The sequence below is a fragment of the Runella zeae DSM 19591 genome (assembly GCF_000423565.1).
Classification (GTDB): domain Bacteria; phylum Bacteroidota; class Bacteroidia; order Cytophagales; family Spirosomataceae; genus Runella; species Runella zeae.
This window is the reverse complement of sequence record NZ_KE384036.1, coordinates 399053-413208: the sequence shown is the minus strand read 5'-3', so window position 1 is coordinate 413208 and position 14156 is coordinate 399053. Positions and strand designations below refer to the sequence as shown.

13 protein-coding genes are annotated in these 14156 nt (G+C 41.8%); 6 read left to right on the top strand and 7 right to left on the bottom strand.

Going from position 1 to position 14156, the window contains the following annotated elements; all coding sequences use genetic code 11:
• Positions 1-7: 7 nt before the first annotated feature.
• Entirely contained in the window at positions 8-1642 is a 1635-nt protein-coding gene (locus G563_RS0120260; RefSeq protein ID WP_028666913.1) for a M1 family metallopeptidase, read from the top strand.
• Between the two features lie 23 nt (positions 1643-1665).
• Here G563_RS0120260 and G563_RS0120255 read toward each other — a convergent pair whose 3' ends face one another.
• The 3 genes from G563_RS0120255 to G563_RS0120245 all read right to left on the bottom strand — a co-directional run bounded on the left by G563_RS0120255 (position 1666) and on the right by G563_RS0120245 (position 4920).
• Entirely contained in the window at positions 1666-2025 is a 360-nt protein-coding gene (locus tag G563_RS0120255) for a hypothetical protein (protein ID WP_028666912.1), read from the bottom strand.
• A gap of 192 nt (positions 2026-2217) precedes the next feature.
• Positions 2218-3504 carry a citrate synthase gene (locus G563_RS0120250; RefSeq protein WP_028666911.1) on the bottom strand — a complete coding sequence of 429 codons (1287 nt, stop codon included), beginning with the start codon at positions 3502-3504 and terminating at the stop codon, positions 2218-2220.
• 144 nt (positions 3505-3648) lie between these two features.
• The gene (locus G563_RS0120245) at positions 3649-4920 is read right to left on the bottom strand and encodes a metal-dependent hydrolase family protein (protein WP_028666910.1); all 1272 of its coding nucleotides are present in this window, start codon (positions 4918-4920) and stop codon (positions 3649-3651) included.
• 157 nt (positions 4921-5077) lie between these two features.
• Between G563_RS0120245 and G563_RS35400 the strand changes: the two genes are divergently transcribed.
• From G563_RS35400 to G563_RS0120230, 3 genes are all read left to right on the top strand, one after another.
• Positions 5078-5647: a TetR/AcrR family transcriptional regulator gene (locus G563_RS35400; protein ID WP_051211095.1), complete on the top strand. Its 570-nt coding sequence runs from the start codon at positions 5078-5080 to the stop codon at positions 5645-5647.
• A 36-nt stretch (positions 5648-5683) separates the two neighbouring features.
• Positions 5684-6220: a DinB family protein gene (locus G563_RS0120235; protein ID WP_157585501.1), complete on the top strand. Its 537-nt coding sequence runs from the start codon at positions 5684-5686 to the stop codon at positions 6218-6220.
• A 325-nt stretch (positions 6221-6545) separates the two neighbouring features.
• A complete protein-coding gene (locus tag G563_RS0120230) occupies positions 6546-7148 on the top strand; it encodes a T9SS type A sorting domain-containing protein (RefSeq protein WP_157585499.1) in 603 nt (200 codons plus the stop codon).
• A gap of 102 nt (positions 7149-7250) precedes the next feature.
• Here G563_RS0120230 and G563_RS0120225 read toward each other — a convergent pair whose 3' ends face one another.
• The 4 genes from G563_RS0120225 to G563_RS0120210 all read right to left on the bottom strand — a co-directional run bounded on the left by G563_RS0120225 (position 7251) and on the right by G563_RS0120210 (position 11645).
• A complete protein-coding gene (locus tag G563_RS0120225) occupies positions 7251-7589 on the bottom strand; it encodes a phage holin family protein (protein ID WP_037327581.1) in 339 nt (112 codons plus the stop codon).
• A gap of 106 nt (positions 7590-7695) precedes the next feature.
• Positions 7696-9498, bottom strand: coding sequence for an ABC transporter ATP-binding protein (locus G563_RS0120220; protein WP_028666906.1), 1803 nt, complete (start codon positions 9496-9498; stop codon positions 7696-7698).
• 54 nt (positions 9499-9552) lie between these two features.
• Positions 9553-10539: a gliding motility lipoprotein GldB gene (gene gldB / locus G563_RS0120215; RefSeq protein ID WP_028666905.1), complete on the bottom strand. Its 987-nt coding sequence runs from the start codon at positions 10537-10539 to the stop codon at positions 9553-9555.
• Positions 10540-10619: 80 nt separating this feature from the next.
• Positions 10620-11645 carry a S66 peptidase family protein gene (locus G563_RS0120210; RefSeq protein WP_028666904.1) on the bottom strand — a complete coding sequence of 342 codons (1026 nt, stop codon included), beginning with the start codon at positions 11643-11645 and terminating at the stop codon, positions 10620-10622.
• Positions 11646-11746: 101 nt separating this feature from the next.
• Here G563_RS0120210 and G563_RS0120205 point away from each other — a divergent pair, with 101 nt between their 5' ends.
• Both G563_RS0120205 and holA read left to right on the top strand, forming a co-directional pair.
• Entirely contained in the window at positions 11747-13042 is a 1296-nt protein-coding gene (locus G563_RS0120205; RefSeq protein ID WP_028666903.1) for a type IX secretion system plug protein, read from the top strand.
• A gap of 93 nt (positions 13043-13135) precedes the next feature.
• Positions 13136-14155, top strand: coding sequence for a DNA polymerase III subunit delta (holA, locus tag G563_RS0120200; protein ID WP_028666902.1), 1020 nt, complete (start codon positions 13136-13138; stop codon positions 14153-14155).
• The last annotated feature ends 1 nt before the right edge of the window (position 14156 follow it).

Below are 14156 nucleotides of genomic sequence, written 5' to 3'. Positions count from 1 at the left end.
GTATCCAATGAAGTTTCTTGCTTTTGTAGGCTTATTTTTGATTACTCAATCTAACCTTTTTGCCCAAAAATATACCTTTACTCATGACGATACTTTGAGAGGTAGCATCACCCAAGAACGCGCTTGGTGGGATTTGGAATTTTATCATCTTAACGTCCGCATCAATCCTGCCGACAGTAGTATCAAAGGCAGTGTAAACATTCGCTACAAAGTGCTTCAGTCTGCCCAAGTATTACAAGTAGATTTGCAGCGACCCCTTACGATTCAACGAATCACCCAAGACGGAAAAGAACTAGATTTTCGTCGTGAGGGTAATGCTTTTTTTGTAACACTCCAAAAACCACAATCTAGGGGTAATCAAGAATCGATTTTGGTAGAGTACAGTGGTAAGCCACACGTTGCTAAACGTGCTCCTTGGGACGGAGGGTTTTCGTGGAAAAAAGACAAAGAAGGTTTGCCTTTTGTAGCAACGTCGTGTCAGGGACTAGGGGCAAGTGTGTGGTGGCCTTGCAAAGACCACATGTATGATGAGCCTGATAGTATGCAAATCAGCGTAACCGTCCCCAAACCATTGATGGATATTTCTAACGGACGTTTGCGACGTATCATCGACAACAATGATAATACCCGTACTTTTGAATGGTACGTTCAGAATCCAATCAACAACTATGGCGTCAATGTCAATATTGGGAATTATGTAAGCTGGACTGACACCCTGAAAGGTGAAAAAGGGACGTTAGATTTATCGTTTTATGCCTTGACCGAAAATCTGGAAAAAGCCAAAAGCCAATTTCAGCAAGTGAAGCCAATGCTGCGCGCTTTTGAGCATTGGTTTGGACCCTATCCCTTTTACGAAGATGGCTATAAATTGGTAGAAGTACCTTACCTAGGAATGGAGCATCAAAGCTCGGTAACCTACGGCAATGGCTACCAGAACGGTTATCTGGGTCGAGATTTATCCGCTACGGGTTGGGGTTTGAAATGGGATTTTATTATCATCCACGAATCTGGTCACGAATGGTATGCCAACAACATTACTTACAAAGACGTAGCTGATATGTGGATACACGAAAGTTTTACTAATTACTCCGAAAATCTATATACAGAATACTATTTTGGTAAACAAGCAGGTAGCGAATACGTGATTGGATGTCGAAAACTAATCCGTAATGACAAACCCATTATTGGCATTTACAATGTCAATCATAGTGGGTCGGGAGATATGTACTATAAAGGCGGAAATATGCTTCACACGATTCGTCAATTGGTAGATAATGATGAAAAATGGCGTCAAGTATTAAGAGGTATGAACCAAACTTTTTACCACCAAACTGTCACTACCCGTCAGATTGAAGATTATATGAGTCAGCAAACAGGAATAGACTTGTCGAAAGTTTTTGACCAATATCTGCGAGATACCAAGATTCCAGTACTTGAATATAAAATCGAAAAGAAAAAGTTGCTGTACCGTTGGAACAATTGCGTAGAAGGCTTTGCGATGCCAGTTAAATATAAAAACGAGAAAGGGGAATGGGAAAAAATACAACCCACTTCTGACTGGAAAACCTTGAAAATAAAGAAATTAGGAGAGTTTGAAGTTGACAAGAACTTCTATGTAGATGTCAAAAAAGTGACTAGCTGATTATCAAATTTTGAATGTAGACATCAAGCGTAAGTCGGTACGTTGTAAATCAACTCGTAAAGCATACTGTTGAGATCAAGCATAAACTTAGTACCGGCCAACAAATCGCGAAGATTAACCAGCTCACAGAGGGTTAGTTTGAGCGATAGATTAGCTTGGGGAGCTTCGATTACTTCAAAATCATAATCATCAGATAAGTTGAAAATCATGGCGTGCAAATCTACACTGTCAACTTTTCTTTTGAAGTAAAGAAAATCGGTGATTTTGAAAGCCATGATATAGCCGCCAAACTCCACGATAATCCGTGCTGTGCGGTCACATTGATACGTAACCCCCTTGCTATTACTAAAAAGTTCTGTTTGATATGTTGCTCTGTCAATCATGACCGCAAATATACAATATTTTGGGATGTTATTTAGATAGAGTCAAAATAAACTTAAAAACTTGGAGGAGCGAATAGCATTGATAATGCTTCAAAACGTAAAATCCCCGAAATCTGTCAAATAGACATTGTCGGGGATTTTGATGGATAAAAGTACTGTTTTATAGTACCCTACTTATTGATAAAGTCGTGCCTAACGGTCTGCCATTTCAACAAATTGACGTAAAGTAGCTCCCGTATAGATCTGACGTGGGCGTCCGATAGGTTCTTTGTTGGTACGCATTTCTTTCCATTGAGCAATCCAGCCTGGCAAACGTCCCAATGCAAACATTACCGTAAACATGTTGGTAGGAATACCCAACGCCCGATAAATGATTCCTGAGTAGAAGTCTACGTTTGGATACAAGCGGCGGCTCACAAAATATTCGTCGTGCAGTGCGGCTTCTTCAAGTCCTTTAGCAATTTCAAGAACGGGATCATTGACCCCCAATTTGGCTAAGACATCGTCTGCTGCTTTTTTGATGATTTTGGCACGAGGGTCAAAGTTTTTGTAAACTCGGTGTCCAAATCCAAAGAGACGGAAGCCGCTTGTTTTAGCGTTTTTGGCCATATCCACATATTTGGCTACATCGCCGCCATCGGCTTTGATATCTTCGAGCATTTCGATTACTTCCTGATTCGCACCTCCATGAAGAGGGCCCCATAAAGCACAAATCCCCGCCGAAATAGAAGAATATAGATTGGCACGTGATGAACCTACGAGTCTTACTGTCGAAGTTGAGCAGTTTTGCTCGTGGTCAGCGTGAAGAATCAAAAGTTTGTTTAGGGCTTTTGATACAACAGGGTCTACGGTGTATTCTTCTACTGGTAAGGCAAACATCATATGAAGGAAGTTTGAGCAGTAGTCGAGTTCATTTTTAGGATAGTTTACCGGATGCCCTTGTGATTTTTTGAATGACCAAGTAGCGATCGTAGGCATTTTGGCCATCAATCTGATAATGTGGGTTTCGGTGCTATCGGGTGCTTTTTCATTGTAAGAATCAGGGTAGAAAGCACTCATCGCACTTACTAGCGACGAAAGTACGCCCATAGGGTGAGCATTGACTGGAAATCCTTCAAAGATTTTTCGCATGTCTTCGTTTACCAGGGTATGGGTACGAATTTCATGCTCAAAATGATCATACTGGGCTTGGGTAGGAAGTTCACCATAAATCAACAAGTAAGCTACTTCAAGGAAGGTGGCCTTTTCGGCTAATTCTTCGATTGAATAGCCACGGTAACGCAAAATCCCCTCTTCGCCGTCTAGAAATGTAATGGCGCTCTTGGTTGCTCCCGTATTTTTGTAGCCACTATCGATTGTTATATAACCCGTTGAGTCGCGCAAGGTATTGATATCAATGGCTTTTTCTTGCTCAGATCCTTCGATGGTGGGAAACTCATAGGTTTTACCTTCTAATATAAGTTGTGCTTTATCTGACATAGAGCAGTGGTAGGTTAATGAATATTGGATGGATTCGGACAAGGGTACAATTTTGCGAAAAAAAATCCATTTTCACTATATTATCCCCAACGATTTTGCTTATTTTTTCACTTATAACTAATATAAGTGATTTTAGTTTAACATCTATTCCTTAAAAATAATGCCATTTTTCATGACCATTTTTACTTTTCTAACATCACTGATCTGCTCGTCGGGGCGACCCTCTACGGCTACCAAATCAGCCAAAAACGACGGTTGTATCTGACCGAGTTGTGCTAAGTGAAATACCCGAGCATTGATAGACGTAGCAGATTTTAATACTTCAAGGGGTTTCATGCCATATTCTACCATCATTTCCATTTCGCGGGCATTGTCGCCGTGGGCAAACACCCCCACGTCGCCTCCAAAACAGATGATGACGCCCGCATCAAGGGCTTGTTTGAAGGTGAGGCGTTTGTTTTTGATACGTTCAGGCTCAGGTTCTACTCCCTTTTTCCAGCCTCTATACTGACTCACAGCATCACCAGCGGCTAGTGTTGGGCAGAGAGCTACCCCTTTTTCTTGCATCAATTTAAAAATCTCAGGAGTACCTGCATCGCCATGTTCGAGGGTTTCGCAACCTCCCATTATGGCTCGTCGCATTCCTTCGGTGCTACCTGCGTGAGCTATAGTAGGGCGTCCACTGCTGCGAGCAGTTTCTACGATGAGCTTGATTTCGTCTACTAAAAACGTTGGGCGGGCTTCTCCCATCAAGCCCCATCGATAATCAGCGTAAATTTTGACTACATCCGCCCCTTTTCCTATTTGCCTTCTTACGGCCTGAATCAGTTTGTCGTGCCCGTCTGCTTCTTCTGCTCCTTGAGGTACTTCTATATCAGGGCTGAAGCCTTTGGGAGCATAGCTTCCAGTAGCAATGAGTGCTTTGGTCGCGATGAGCATTCGAGGCCCCGGAATAATCCCTTGATTGATAGCCTGCTTGAGCCCCACATCATCAAATTCAGCTCCTTCGGTTCCTAAATCCCGCACTGTCGTAAATCCTGCCTTAAGGGTGAGTTTGGCGTGGAGGGTGGCTCGGGCAGTGCGCAGAGAACGAGCTTCTCGCAGTACTTGGTCATCCCAAGGTGTTTCGTTGTAAGGGTGCAAAAAAAGATGTGAATGCCCTTCAATCAAACCCGGAAGCAAAGTACAGCCTTTGAGATCAATGGTTTCGGCAGAAGTATTCGATAGGTTTTTAAAATCGGTAGATGGCCCTACCCTGACAATTTTTTCACCCTGAACCAATACCCACCAACCTTCATGGGTAGCAATCCCATCAAAAACACGAGCGGGTTTCAACAAATAGGTTTTTTGGGAAAATCCTATGCTTAAATGAAAAAATAAAACTCCAAGCAGTAATAGTTGAGAGCGGTATCTCATTGGGTAGTTTGTTGGGTTTATAGAAATAAGTAACGAAGACTTAAAATCTATCTATATTATTTTGGTAAAATAGTATAGATATTTTACCAAACGGTCGTTTGGCAAAATCATTTTTAAGTTCTAATCTTGTAACAAAAAATGTAAAATCAATTGTAAGATGCCCATTCAGAAGGTTACAAAAGAAGAGGTGGTAAGGCAGGCTTTATTGCTATTTAAAAAGCAAGGATATCATCGTACAAGTATGGCTGATTTGGCGGCGGCCTGTGGCCTGCTGAAGGGGAGTTTTTATCATTATTTCCCTAGTAAAGATGCTTTAATGAGTGAGGTACTAAAGCTGGTTCATAGCTATTTTAAAGAAAAAGTATTCCCGATTGCCTACGATGAATCATTGTCTCCGCGTCAACGGCTTGAGAAAATGATTTCAAAAAAAATAAAAATCGTAGCTAGTACCGAAGGTGGATGCCTGATGGGAAACATGGCTATCGAAACAGCATTGGTTACAGATGAATTTTTGCCCCAAATGCGGGTATTTTTTGAAGAATATTTACAAGTACTCTCACATGTGTATGCTTACAAATATACTCCTGAGGAGGCACAAAAATTGGCAGAGCAAGCAGTGGTGGAGTATGAAGGCGCGTGGATCATGGTCAAGCTTACGGGTAAGAGCCGCTATTTAGAGGATGTATTACAGCGGGCAGTTTATCGTTTCGACACTCATAATTTATAATTGAAGTACCAACAATTCAAAAACAATCAAATCATCATGGAAAAAGTAGCTATTCTTTCCCTATTGTGGACAAAAGCCGATGCAGTTGTATCTTTTATGAATCATATTCCTTCTGAGGTACTTTATGTGAAGCCTGCCGAAAATGTATGGTCAGCGGCTGAAAATGTGCAGCACCTAATTCAGTCGGCGCAGCCTTTTGTAAGGGTATTGGGGCGGCCTGCTTCCTATTTTGTAGAGAAGTGGGGGCAGGCTTCTTACGCATCTAGGTCGTATGAAGTCATGGTGAGCACTTATCAAAAAGCTTTGGGTGGGGGAGTTCAGGCTCCAAGTGTCTTTGTCCCTATTTTAGAAGGAAATAATACCGAAGAGTTGGTAAAAGCTTTTACTTCTGTTTATAAAGAATTGGAGAAGGTGTTTTTGGTGTGGTCTGAAAGTGACCTAGAAAATTGCTTGATTCCGCATCCTCTATTAGGCCCCATTACGCTCAAAGAAATGATGCTTTTTACGGTCTATCATACCGAGCATCATCTTCAAATTATGCAAAGAAGGGGTGAGCTAGCAATGTTGGGATAAGTGTCAAAATGACGTTTTTGTACATTTTGGGTAGCGAACTGGATTATTGAGTGTTGTACTTTTTCTATTTTTGTTGTATTATTTAAAGAACTTTTCGATTTTGTGAAAAATTTAATTGTATGAAACCTAGTGCGTATTGAATTATCTGGTTTTAGAATTCTTTGTTTTGTACTATTTTGAGAAAAGGTTTAAATAGTGTATATGACTTTATCAAGAGGTTGTTTTTACCCTATTTTTTTATAAATCAAAACCTTACAACTTTGCAATGTCAAAAACAAACCACCTCATGAAGGTGTGACAAGATGGTACTAAAACAATAAACACAATGAAAAAGATCACAGTACTTTCGACAATCTTAGCAGCTATGATGTTGGCCAACGCAGGAAGCGCCATGGCAGAAAGTCATCTAATCAACAAGGATGTAAAATTAGTAAAACGCGATACAAAGAAAGTTGAATTACGCATCAACCAACCAAACGTAGGTACGTTGGACGTAGAATTGAAAGATAAAGAGGGTGTCATTGTATATGCAGGTGAAGTTAAAGGTAACGAAAATGTTACTACTCAATTTAACCTCAATGCGTTGCCTTCTGGCACTTATTACCTCAACTGCTCAAACGACGGTTTTTGGTCTTCACAAGAACTTTCAATCGAAAACGGTAACGTTGAAATCAACGAAAATAGCTATAAAGAAGTAATCATTCCACAAGTAGAATCGATTGGACTCAATCGCTTCGCAGTGACTACTTCTAACAAAAACGTAGCTGACTTGGGAGTGGCTATTTTGAACCTTTCAGGTGAAGTAGTGTATGACGGTTATTTGTCAAATGCCAATCGTTTTAACTTAGGACATCTAGCTTCTGGTGAGTATGTCTTCGAATTTACGGTTGCTGACAAAATCTTCAAACAATACGTAAAAGTAAAATAATTTTTCTCTAATGTCTTCAGTCAACAAATTACTATAACTACACCATCTTGGTAATGTTGAGACACCCGTCAGTGCTAAACTGACGGGTATTTTTTTGTTTTTTTAATCCATGAATGCCCCTGCAATAGAATGCGCCAACGAAAGCCCTAAGCTAAACAAAAGCGCCGCCAAAGCACTATTGACATCAAAGCCATCTACCAAATAGGCACACAAGTACACCAATGCAATATTGATGATAAAGTAGAATAGGCCGAGTGTGAGAATCGTTATTGGCAAAGATAAAAACTGCAAAATAGGCTTGATAAATGTATTGAGAATACCCATTACGATAGCCACGATGATGGCGGTTTGGGTAGTATCTACATAAAAGCCTTTGAGTACGCGGCTTGCTACAATCACTACCACTGTACTCACTACAAGTCGGACGATGAGGTTTAGCATATCATTTAGAAGATTTGAATGAATATTGGATGATTTAAATGACTCTCAAAAAAATAAAAACATAATTGAAAATCAATGATATTGTAAAATAAAGATAAATCGTGATTTAATCGACCATCTCAAACTGTAGTTTGATTAGGCTAGCATAGAGCCCGTCGGGAGAAGCCGTGAGCTGCTCATGTGAGCCAGATTCAAGAATAACTCCATCTTTGATGACATAGATACAATCTACATTACGGACGGTGGCTAGACGATGTGCAATGATAATGGTGGTACGGTTTTGCATCAAGCTATCGAGTGCTTCTTGCACGAGCTTTTCTGACTCGGCATCGAGAGAACTAGTGGCTTCATCCAAAATCAAGATTTTTGGGTCTTTTAAGATGGCTCTAGCGATAGCAATCCGTTGACGTTGGCCGCCCGAAAGCTTGATGCCGCGGTCGCCTACGAGGGTATCAAATTTGTCTGGAAATGATTCAATAAACTCCAAGGCATTGGCTTTACGCGCAGCAGCTATTAGCTGTGCTTCGGTAGCTGAAGGGTTGCCATAAGCGATGTTTTCGCGAATACTCCCTCCAAATAAGATAACTTCTTGGGGTACTACGGCGATATTGTGCCGATAGGCACTAATATCAAAAGATTGGATGTCTTGCTCATCTACCAAAATACGACCAGAGATAGGCTGATAATACCTCATCAACAACTGCACAATGGTAGATTTGCCAGCGCCGCTATAGCCCACCAAAGCGATTTTACGACCTGCCGCGACTTCTAAGGAGATGTCTTTTAGGACGGTAATGTCGGTGCGAGTAGGGTAGGCAAATTTTATATTTTCAAATTTTATATTTCCAGTCACTTCAAGGGGAGGGGGAGGGGTGGTGAGGTCTACTTCTGAGTGTTCGTCCAAAATCTCTAACAAACGCTCAGATGCCCCCAAAGTCCTCTGGATTTGGGCATAAATATCGCCCAAACCTCCAATAGACCCTCCAATAAACATGGTATAAAACAAAAAAGTCATTAGTTCAGAAAGTGGCATTTCGCCGCTTTGTACCAAAGTAGCTCCAAACCACACGACGCCGACGATTCCTCCAAAAAGAGCAAAAATGATAAATGAAACAAAGCCTCCCCGAAATCTAGCGGCTTTGAGGGCGGCTGTCACTACCCGCGACAGGGCATTGCCGTAGCGTTGCTTTTCTAAGAGTTCGTTGGTAAAAGCCTTGACGACCATTACCGATTGAAGTGTTTCTTCCACTACTACATTGGCTTGGGCAAGTTCATCTTGGGCTTTCTTGGATAATTTACGAATATGACGCCCAAAAAACATAGCAATCACAATAGCCACTGGAAAGGTAGCCAACATAAATATAGTGAGCTTCCAAGAAATTAGACAGATAATCACGATACCTACCACAACGGTGGCAATTGACCTAAAAAACTCTGCAAGCGTAAACGAAAGTACATCTTGGAGAGATTGCACATCGGACGTAATGCGGCTCATGAGAGCACCTACGCGGTTTTGTTCAAAAAAAGGAACAGGCAATGAAATGATTTTACTGTACACCATCTGCCGAATGTCGGCCATCGAACGCTCGCTAACAATCGAAAAAAAGAAAATACGACCAAAGGAAAAGAGAGATTGAAGAATGAGGATACCTATCAAAAAAAACACAACTTGGTTGAGTCCATAGTTGGATTTGCCTTCAATGACGGATACAATTTCGCCGATGAGTTTAGGAAAAATGAGATTGGTAGTTGTTGATAAAATTAAAAAGGCAATTCCAATCAAAAATTTGTTTTTGTAAGGAAGTACAAATCTAAAAATCTTAAGCGCCTTTGAGATATTTTCTCGGTTGAATTTAAGCTTGGGAGTAGTTGCATCAGGATCCGTATTGAAATCGTTGCGGCGAGCCATGGGTTGAGTCGTTTATATATTAACTTGGCTGAGTAGTATGAAACAAAAGCACAATCATTCTTCTTCTTTTTGACCTTTGTATTTAGAGTCTTCCAAGATTTTACGAGGGTCGGTAGTATTCATCAAGTCTGTCAATGAAGTGCTGGGTTTTTCTTGTAAATACCTGCTTACGATGCGCCATCCTACCCACCGTGCAATCCCTCCGGGGCAATATTGACTAATTTCGGGGGTAGCTGGTCGCTCGCCGATAAAACGATCTTTTTCGGCGTCACGGGTTTGATATAATAGTTTCCTGTCAATAAAATAAGCCCAAATATCTTCTTGGGAGGCATACACATCGGCCAATTGCTGCGTAGAATACCCAATAATGAGACTATCGGCTGTAGCAGGAGCGATATGTTTGACAAATTCAAACCCCTTACCATACCAAATCATATCAGCTAAGAGGGTCTGGTCTTCTTTGGCAACTTTGTTGTATTTTTCAGAAATAAAAAACAAAATCGCTGGCACAATGTATTCTTGCTGATATCGACGCAGCTGGTAATCATGCAATTGAGGGCGATACTTGGCTTTGGGGCCGCCAAAATAATCTAATCCAATTACGATTACACTGTCTGATACGTACAAATCCGTACCCATAAAACCCGTGATGGCAGTCATGACTTGAGGGGCTTTGAAGGTGGGATAATTGGCCTTAATTTTTCCAAACGCCCCTTGAAGCTGGGTTTGGAGGTCAGCCAAATCGCCAAATTGCGCTTGAAGCTCTTTTTGAAATTGTTGCAAATCTTGATTGTTGATATTCGCAAACAGCTGTGCTACCAACAAAGAATCAGAGGCGTTTTTAGGAAGTCCAAAATAGGCCTTTAGATAGGGGTGTTTTTTGAATAAAGCAGCCAAATCGTTGGGAGTTTTGGCACCAAAAATTTCCGTTTCTAAACGCTGAATACTCACTGGAACAGTTTTTTCCGTTGGGTCTTGACAAGAACTCAATGCAAAAGAAAAAACGGCTAACAAAAAAAGGTAATAATAAACTGGTTTCATGCAAAGGAGTGATAATCTACTCAAACGAAAAACGAAGAGCAAAAAGTTTGATTTTTATCCAATTTTAATCCGTACTTCGTTTAGATGACGGCACTTTCTAAGAAGCGAATCGTGCCAGCTTGGGCGTCCATTTCGGCTTCGATACCTACTGGAATTGTGAACTTTTGGCGAATATGCCCAATCATAGCACCTGCGAAGGCCGGTTTTTGCGAAGGACGGATGTGGTCGTTCCAGAGGTCTTCGAGGGTAAGTGAGCCGTAGCTACCATCACCGGGGTCGCATTCGGTACATTTGCCAAAAATAAAACCATTGACTTCTTCTAAGATTCCTGCCAACTTCACTTGCGTAATCATACGATCCATGCGGTAGGGAGCCTCACTTACGTCTTCCGCAAAAAAAAGTGAACCTTCCCATTCAGGTAAATAAGGCGTACCTAGTAAGTGACTCAAGACGGTAAGGTTGCCGCCTAGTAGACGCCCACGGGCTTTACCGGGGTTGATTAGGTCTATGCGGTCAGCTACTTGAGTGAGATTATCACCTATGACTTTTGGGTTTTTGTAAAGAACCGCTTCTCCGTTCATCAAAACTTTTCGTAAATAGCTCACCGTAAATTCATTCCAGCTTACCGCTCCTACGGGGCCATGGAAGGTCACAAGGCCCGTTTGACTATAAATCCCTAACAACAAAGCCGTGATATCTGAGTAGCCAAGGAGTACCTTGGGGTTTTTGCGGATCATGTCGTAGTCGAGAAGCGGTAAAAGGCGTGCACAGCCCCATCCACCATGTACACACACGATACCTTGTACCGAACGGTCGGCAAACATTTCGTTGATGTCAGCGGCGCGTTCGTCGTCTTTTCCTGCCAAGTAGCCATATCTTTCCCACATTCTTTTGCCATATTTGACCTTAAATCCCAATGCCTGCATAGATTCTGCAATGACCTCTACGGTTTGTTTGCTATAAGCAGGAGCAGCAGGGCAGACCAAACCGACGGTATCGCCGGGCTTGAGGCGGGGAGGTTTAATAATTGGCTTTGCTTTTGAAAAAGCTGGCACGGTGAGTGTAGTGGTTGCGGCAAGGGTTTGGAGGAAATTTCGACGTTGCATGGAAATCAGTTTTTACATTTGTGCAATATAGTGATTTGAAAACACAAAAATGAACCTGATTCCGTTAGAGTACAAGGTATATACCAAAAGAAAATTATGTGATGATTAAACAACTTACTTACCTATTTACAATGTTTTTGGGCATAACCTTGAATCTTTTTGCTCAAAAACTCAATGGCCTGCGTTATGAAGATGCTACTTATGAAGCCAACATCAAAACAGTAGCGGTGTATCCTGCTCCCGTGCAGTTGCAAGACCCCGCCCGTACTACTTATCCGCCAGTGGTGAGTATGGATTCCAATACCCCACTCATTGCTGAGTTTGACGATCTTTCGGCGCGTTTTCGTAGTTTTCGTTATAAGGTTTTTCATTGTAATGCAGACTGGACTCCTTCCAATCTCAACGATATTGAGTTTACGTATGAATACAATGATTACCCTATCAATGATTATCAATCATCGTTCAATACCAAAGTTCCTTACTTTCACTATGTATTTGAATTACCCAAATTAAAGCTTCCTGGAAACTACGTAGTAGCGGTATACGAAGACAAACGTCCTGGCAAATTAGTATTGAGTCGGCGGTTTATGGTGTATCAGGCACGGGTAAATGTATGGCCTCAAGTTCGACTTTCGACGGGGATAGCCGAGCAGCGTACTCACCAGCAGATAGATTTTGATATCGAATACAAAGGATATGAGTTATTGTCGCCACAAGATGATTTAAAAATAGTAATTCGACAAAATTTCCGTTGGGACAAAGTCCTTACAAAACTACGTCCTACCAACGTACGCGCTTTTGATTATCGATTGGAGTATCGTCCCTTCGACTTATCTAATAATATCCTAGGGGGCAATGAGTTTCGATGGTTTGATACCCGCCTATCACGCGCCGTAGGAATGAGCGTCAATGACATTGAGCAACTGCCCGACCAGACCATAGTGCGGCTTCACAAAGATGCTTCGCGACTGGGAGGGGGAGCGAGTTTTCAGGCCCAAGACCTCAATGGGCAGTACATTGTGCTTAATCGAGATGCCGCCAATAGTTCCAACGAAGCCGATTACCTCAATGTCGTATTTACGCTTCAGTCGCCCTCCTATCCCAATGCGCAGGTATATGTAGGGGGAGCTTTTAATCTATGGCAGCACGACGACGCCAGCCGCATGACCTACAATACTAGCTCGGGAGCTTACGAAGCGAGTATGTACATCAAGCAAGGTGTCGTAAATTACTGTTATTATGCTTTGAAAGGAGACGGCCAGATGGACGATGTTTCTTTTGAAGGAAGTTTTTCTAACACCGCCAACGATTACGAAATCTTTGTATATCACCGCCCTCCGGCTGCTAGAGCTGACCAACTTGTGGGGTATCGATTGATTGAATACGGAAGAAGGTAAAAGATATAGTTGATTTCCGAAAGATGATTTCCGATTTTTGCGGCCTACATGGTCTTCCATAGCCCCCATGGCATTTTTGTAAACTACTACCCCATGAATCTTACCCCCGAACAAGCGCTCAAAGAAATTCGCCAAAAAAAACTACAACCTTTGTATTTTATCTACGGAGACGAACCTTACTATATTGAGCAATTGGCGGAGGCCATCGAAAAAGTGGCAGTTCCAGAAGCCGAAAAAGGATTCAATCAATTTGTGCTCTTTGGCAAAGATGTCGATTTGGGATCCATCCTAAATTATGCTCGTCGGTTTCCTTTTATGGCGGAGCGTCAGCTTGTGTTGGTCAGAGAAGCCCAGCAGGTTGGCGGTATCGACAACAAAGAAAAAACCACTTTGCTAGAGGACTATGCTACGCGACCCTTGTCTTCTACGATATTGGTATTGTGTTTTCAGGGAAATTTTGACATGCGAAAGTCCTTGCCCAAGACTTTTGAAAAAAATGGAGTACTGGTACAATGCAAAAAAATGTACGACAACAAGCTCCCCGATTGGGTAGGCGAATACACCCGTAGCTTAGGAGCCAAGATTAGTATCAAGGCGATTCAGATGCTAGTCGAAAATATTGGCAATGATTTGAAACGTATCACGAGCGAAATCGATAAAATTTTGCTTAACCTTTCGGCAAGTGACGAAATCACCGCCGGAGTTGTAGAAAAATATGTGGGTATCAGCAAAGAATACAATGTATTTGAGCTTCAGAAAGCACTCACTCAGCGTGACGTGATTAAAGCCAATAAAATCGCTAATTATTTCGCCACCCATACCAAAGAAAACCCCTTGCCTCAGGTGCTGATTATTCTTTACAATTTTTTCACTAAAGTATTGGTCATTCATGGTACTCAGGATAAGTCAGAAGGAAATTTGGCTTCGGTATTGGGGGTTAATCCGTTTTTTGTGAAAGATTATTTATCGGCAGCGCGTCAGTATTCATTAGGGCATGTGGTCAATGCCATCAAAGCGATTCGCTATGCCGACAATGCCTGCAAAGGCATTGAATCAGGCACCGTCAATGAAGAAGCTATTTTGAAAGAACTTATCTTTCGGATTTTGCATTGAG

Coding starts and splice junctions, on each gene's coding strand:
- G563_RS0120225 (WP_037327581.1), bottom strand. CDS start 7,589: ATGCTAAACCTCATCGTCCGACTTGTAGTGAGTACAGTGGTAGTGATT.
- G563_RS35400 (WP_051211095.1), top strand. CDS start 5,078: ATGCCCATTCAGAAGGTTACAAAAGAAGAGGTGGTAAGGCAGGCTTTA.
- G563_RS0120260 (WP_028666913.1), top strand. CDS start 8: ATGAAGTTTCTTGCTTTTGTAGGCTTATTTTTGATTACTCAATCTAAC.
- G563_RS0120210 (WP_028666904.1), bottom strand. CDS start 11,645: ATGCAACGTCGAAATTTCCTCCAAACCCTTGCCGCAACCACTACACTC.
- G563_RS0120250 (WP_028666911.1), bottom strand. CDS start 3,504: ATGTCAGATAAAGCACAACTTATATTAGAAGGTAAAACCTATGAGTTT.
- G563_RS0120230 (WP_157585499.1), top strand. CDS start 6,546: ATGAAAAAGATCACAGTACTTTCGACAATCTTAGCAGCTATGATGTTG.
- G563_RS0120255 (WP_028666912.1), bottom strand. CDS start 2,025: ATGATTGACAGAGCAACATATCAAACAGAACTTTTTAGTAATAGCAAG.
- G563_RS0120205 (WP_028666903.1), top strand. CDS start 11,747: ATGATTAAACAACTTACTTACCTATTTACAATGTTTTTGGGCATAACC.
- G563_RS0120245 (WP_028666910.1), bottom strand. CDS start 4,920: ATGAGATACCGCTCTCAACTATTACTGCTTGGAGTTTTATTTTTTCAT.
- G563_RS0120235 (WP_157585501.1), top strand. CDS start 5,684: ATGGAAAAAGTAGCTATTCTTTCCCTATTGTGGACAAAAGCCGATGCA.
- gldB (WP_028666905.1), bottom strand. CDS start 10,539: ATGAAACCAGTTTATTATTACCTTTTTTTGTTAGCCGTTTTTTCTTTT.
- holA (WP_028666902.1), top strand. CDS start 13,136: ATGAATCTTACCCCCGAACAAGCGCTCAAAGAAATTCGCCAAAAAAAA.
- G563_RS0120220 (WP_028666906.1), bottom strand. CDS start 9,498: ATGGCTCGCCGCAACGATTTCAATACGGATCCTGATGCAACTACTCCC.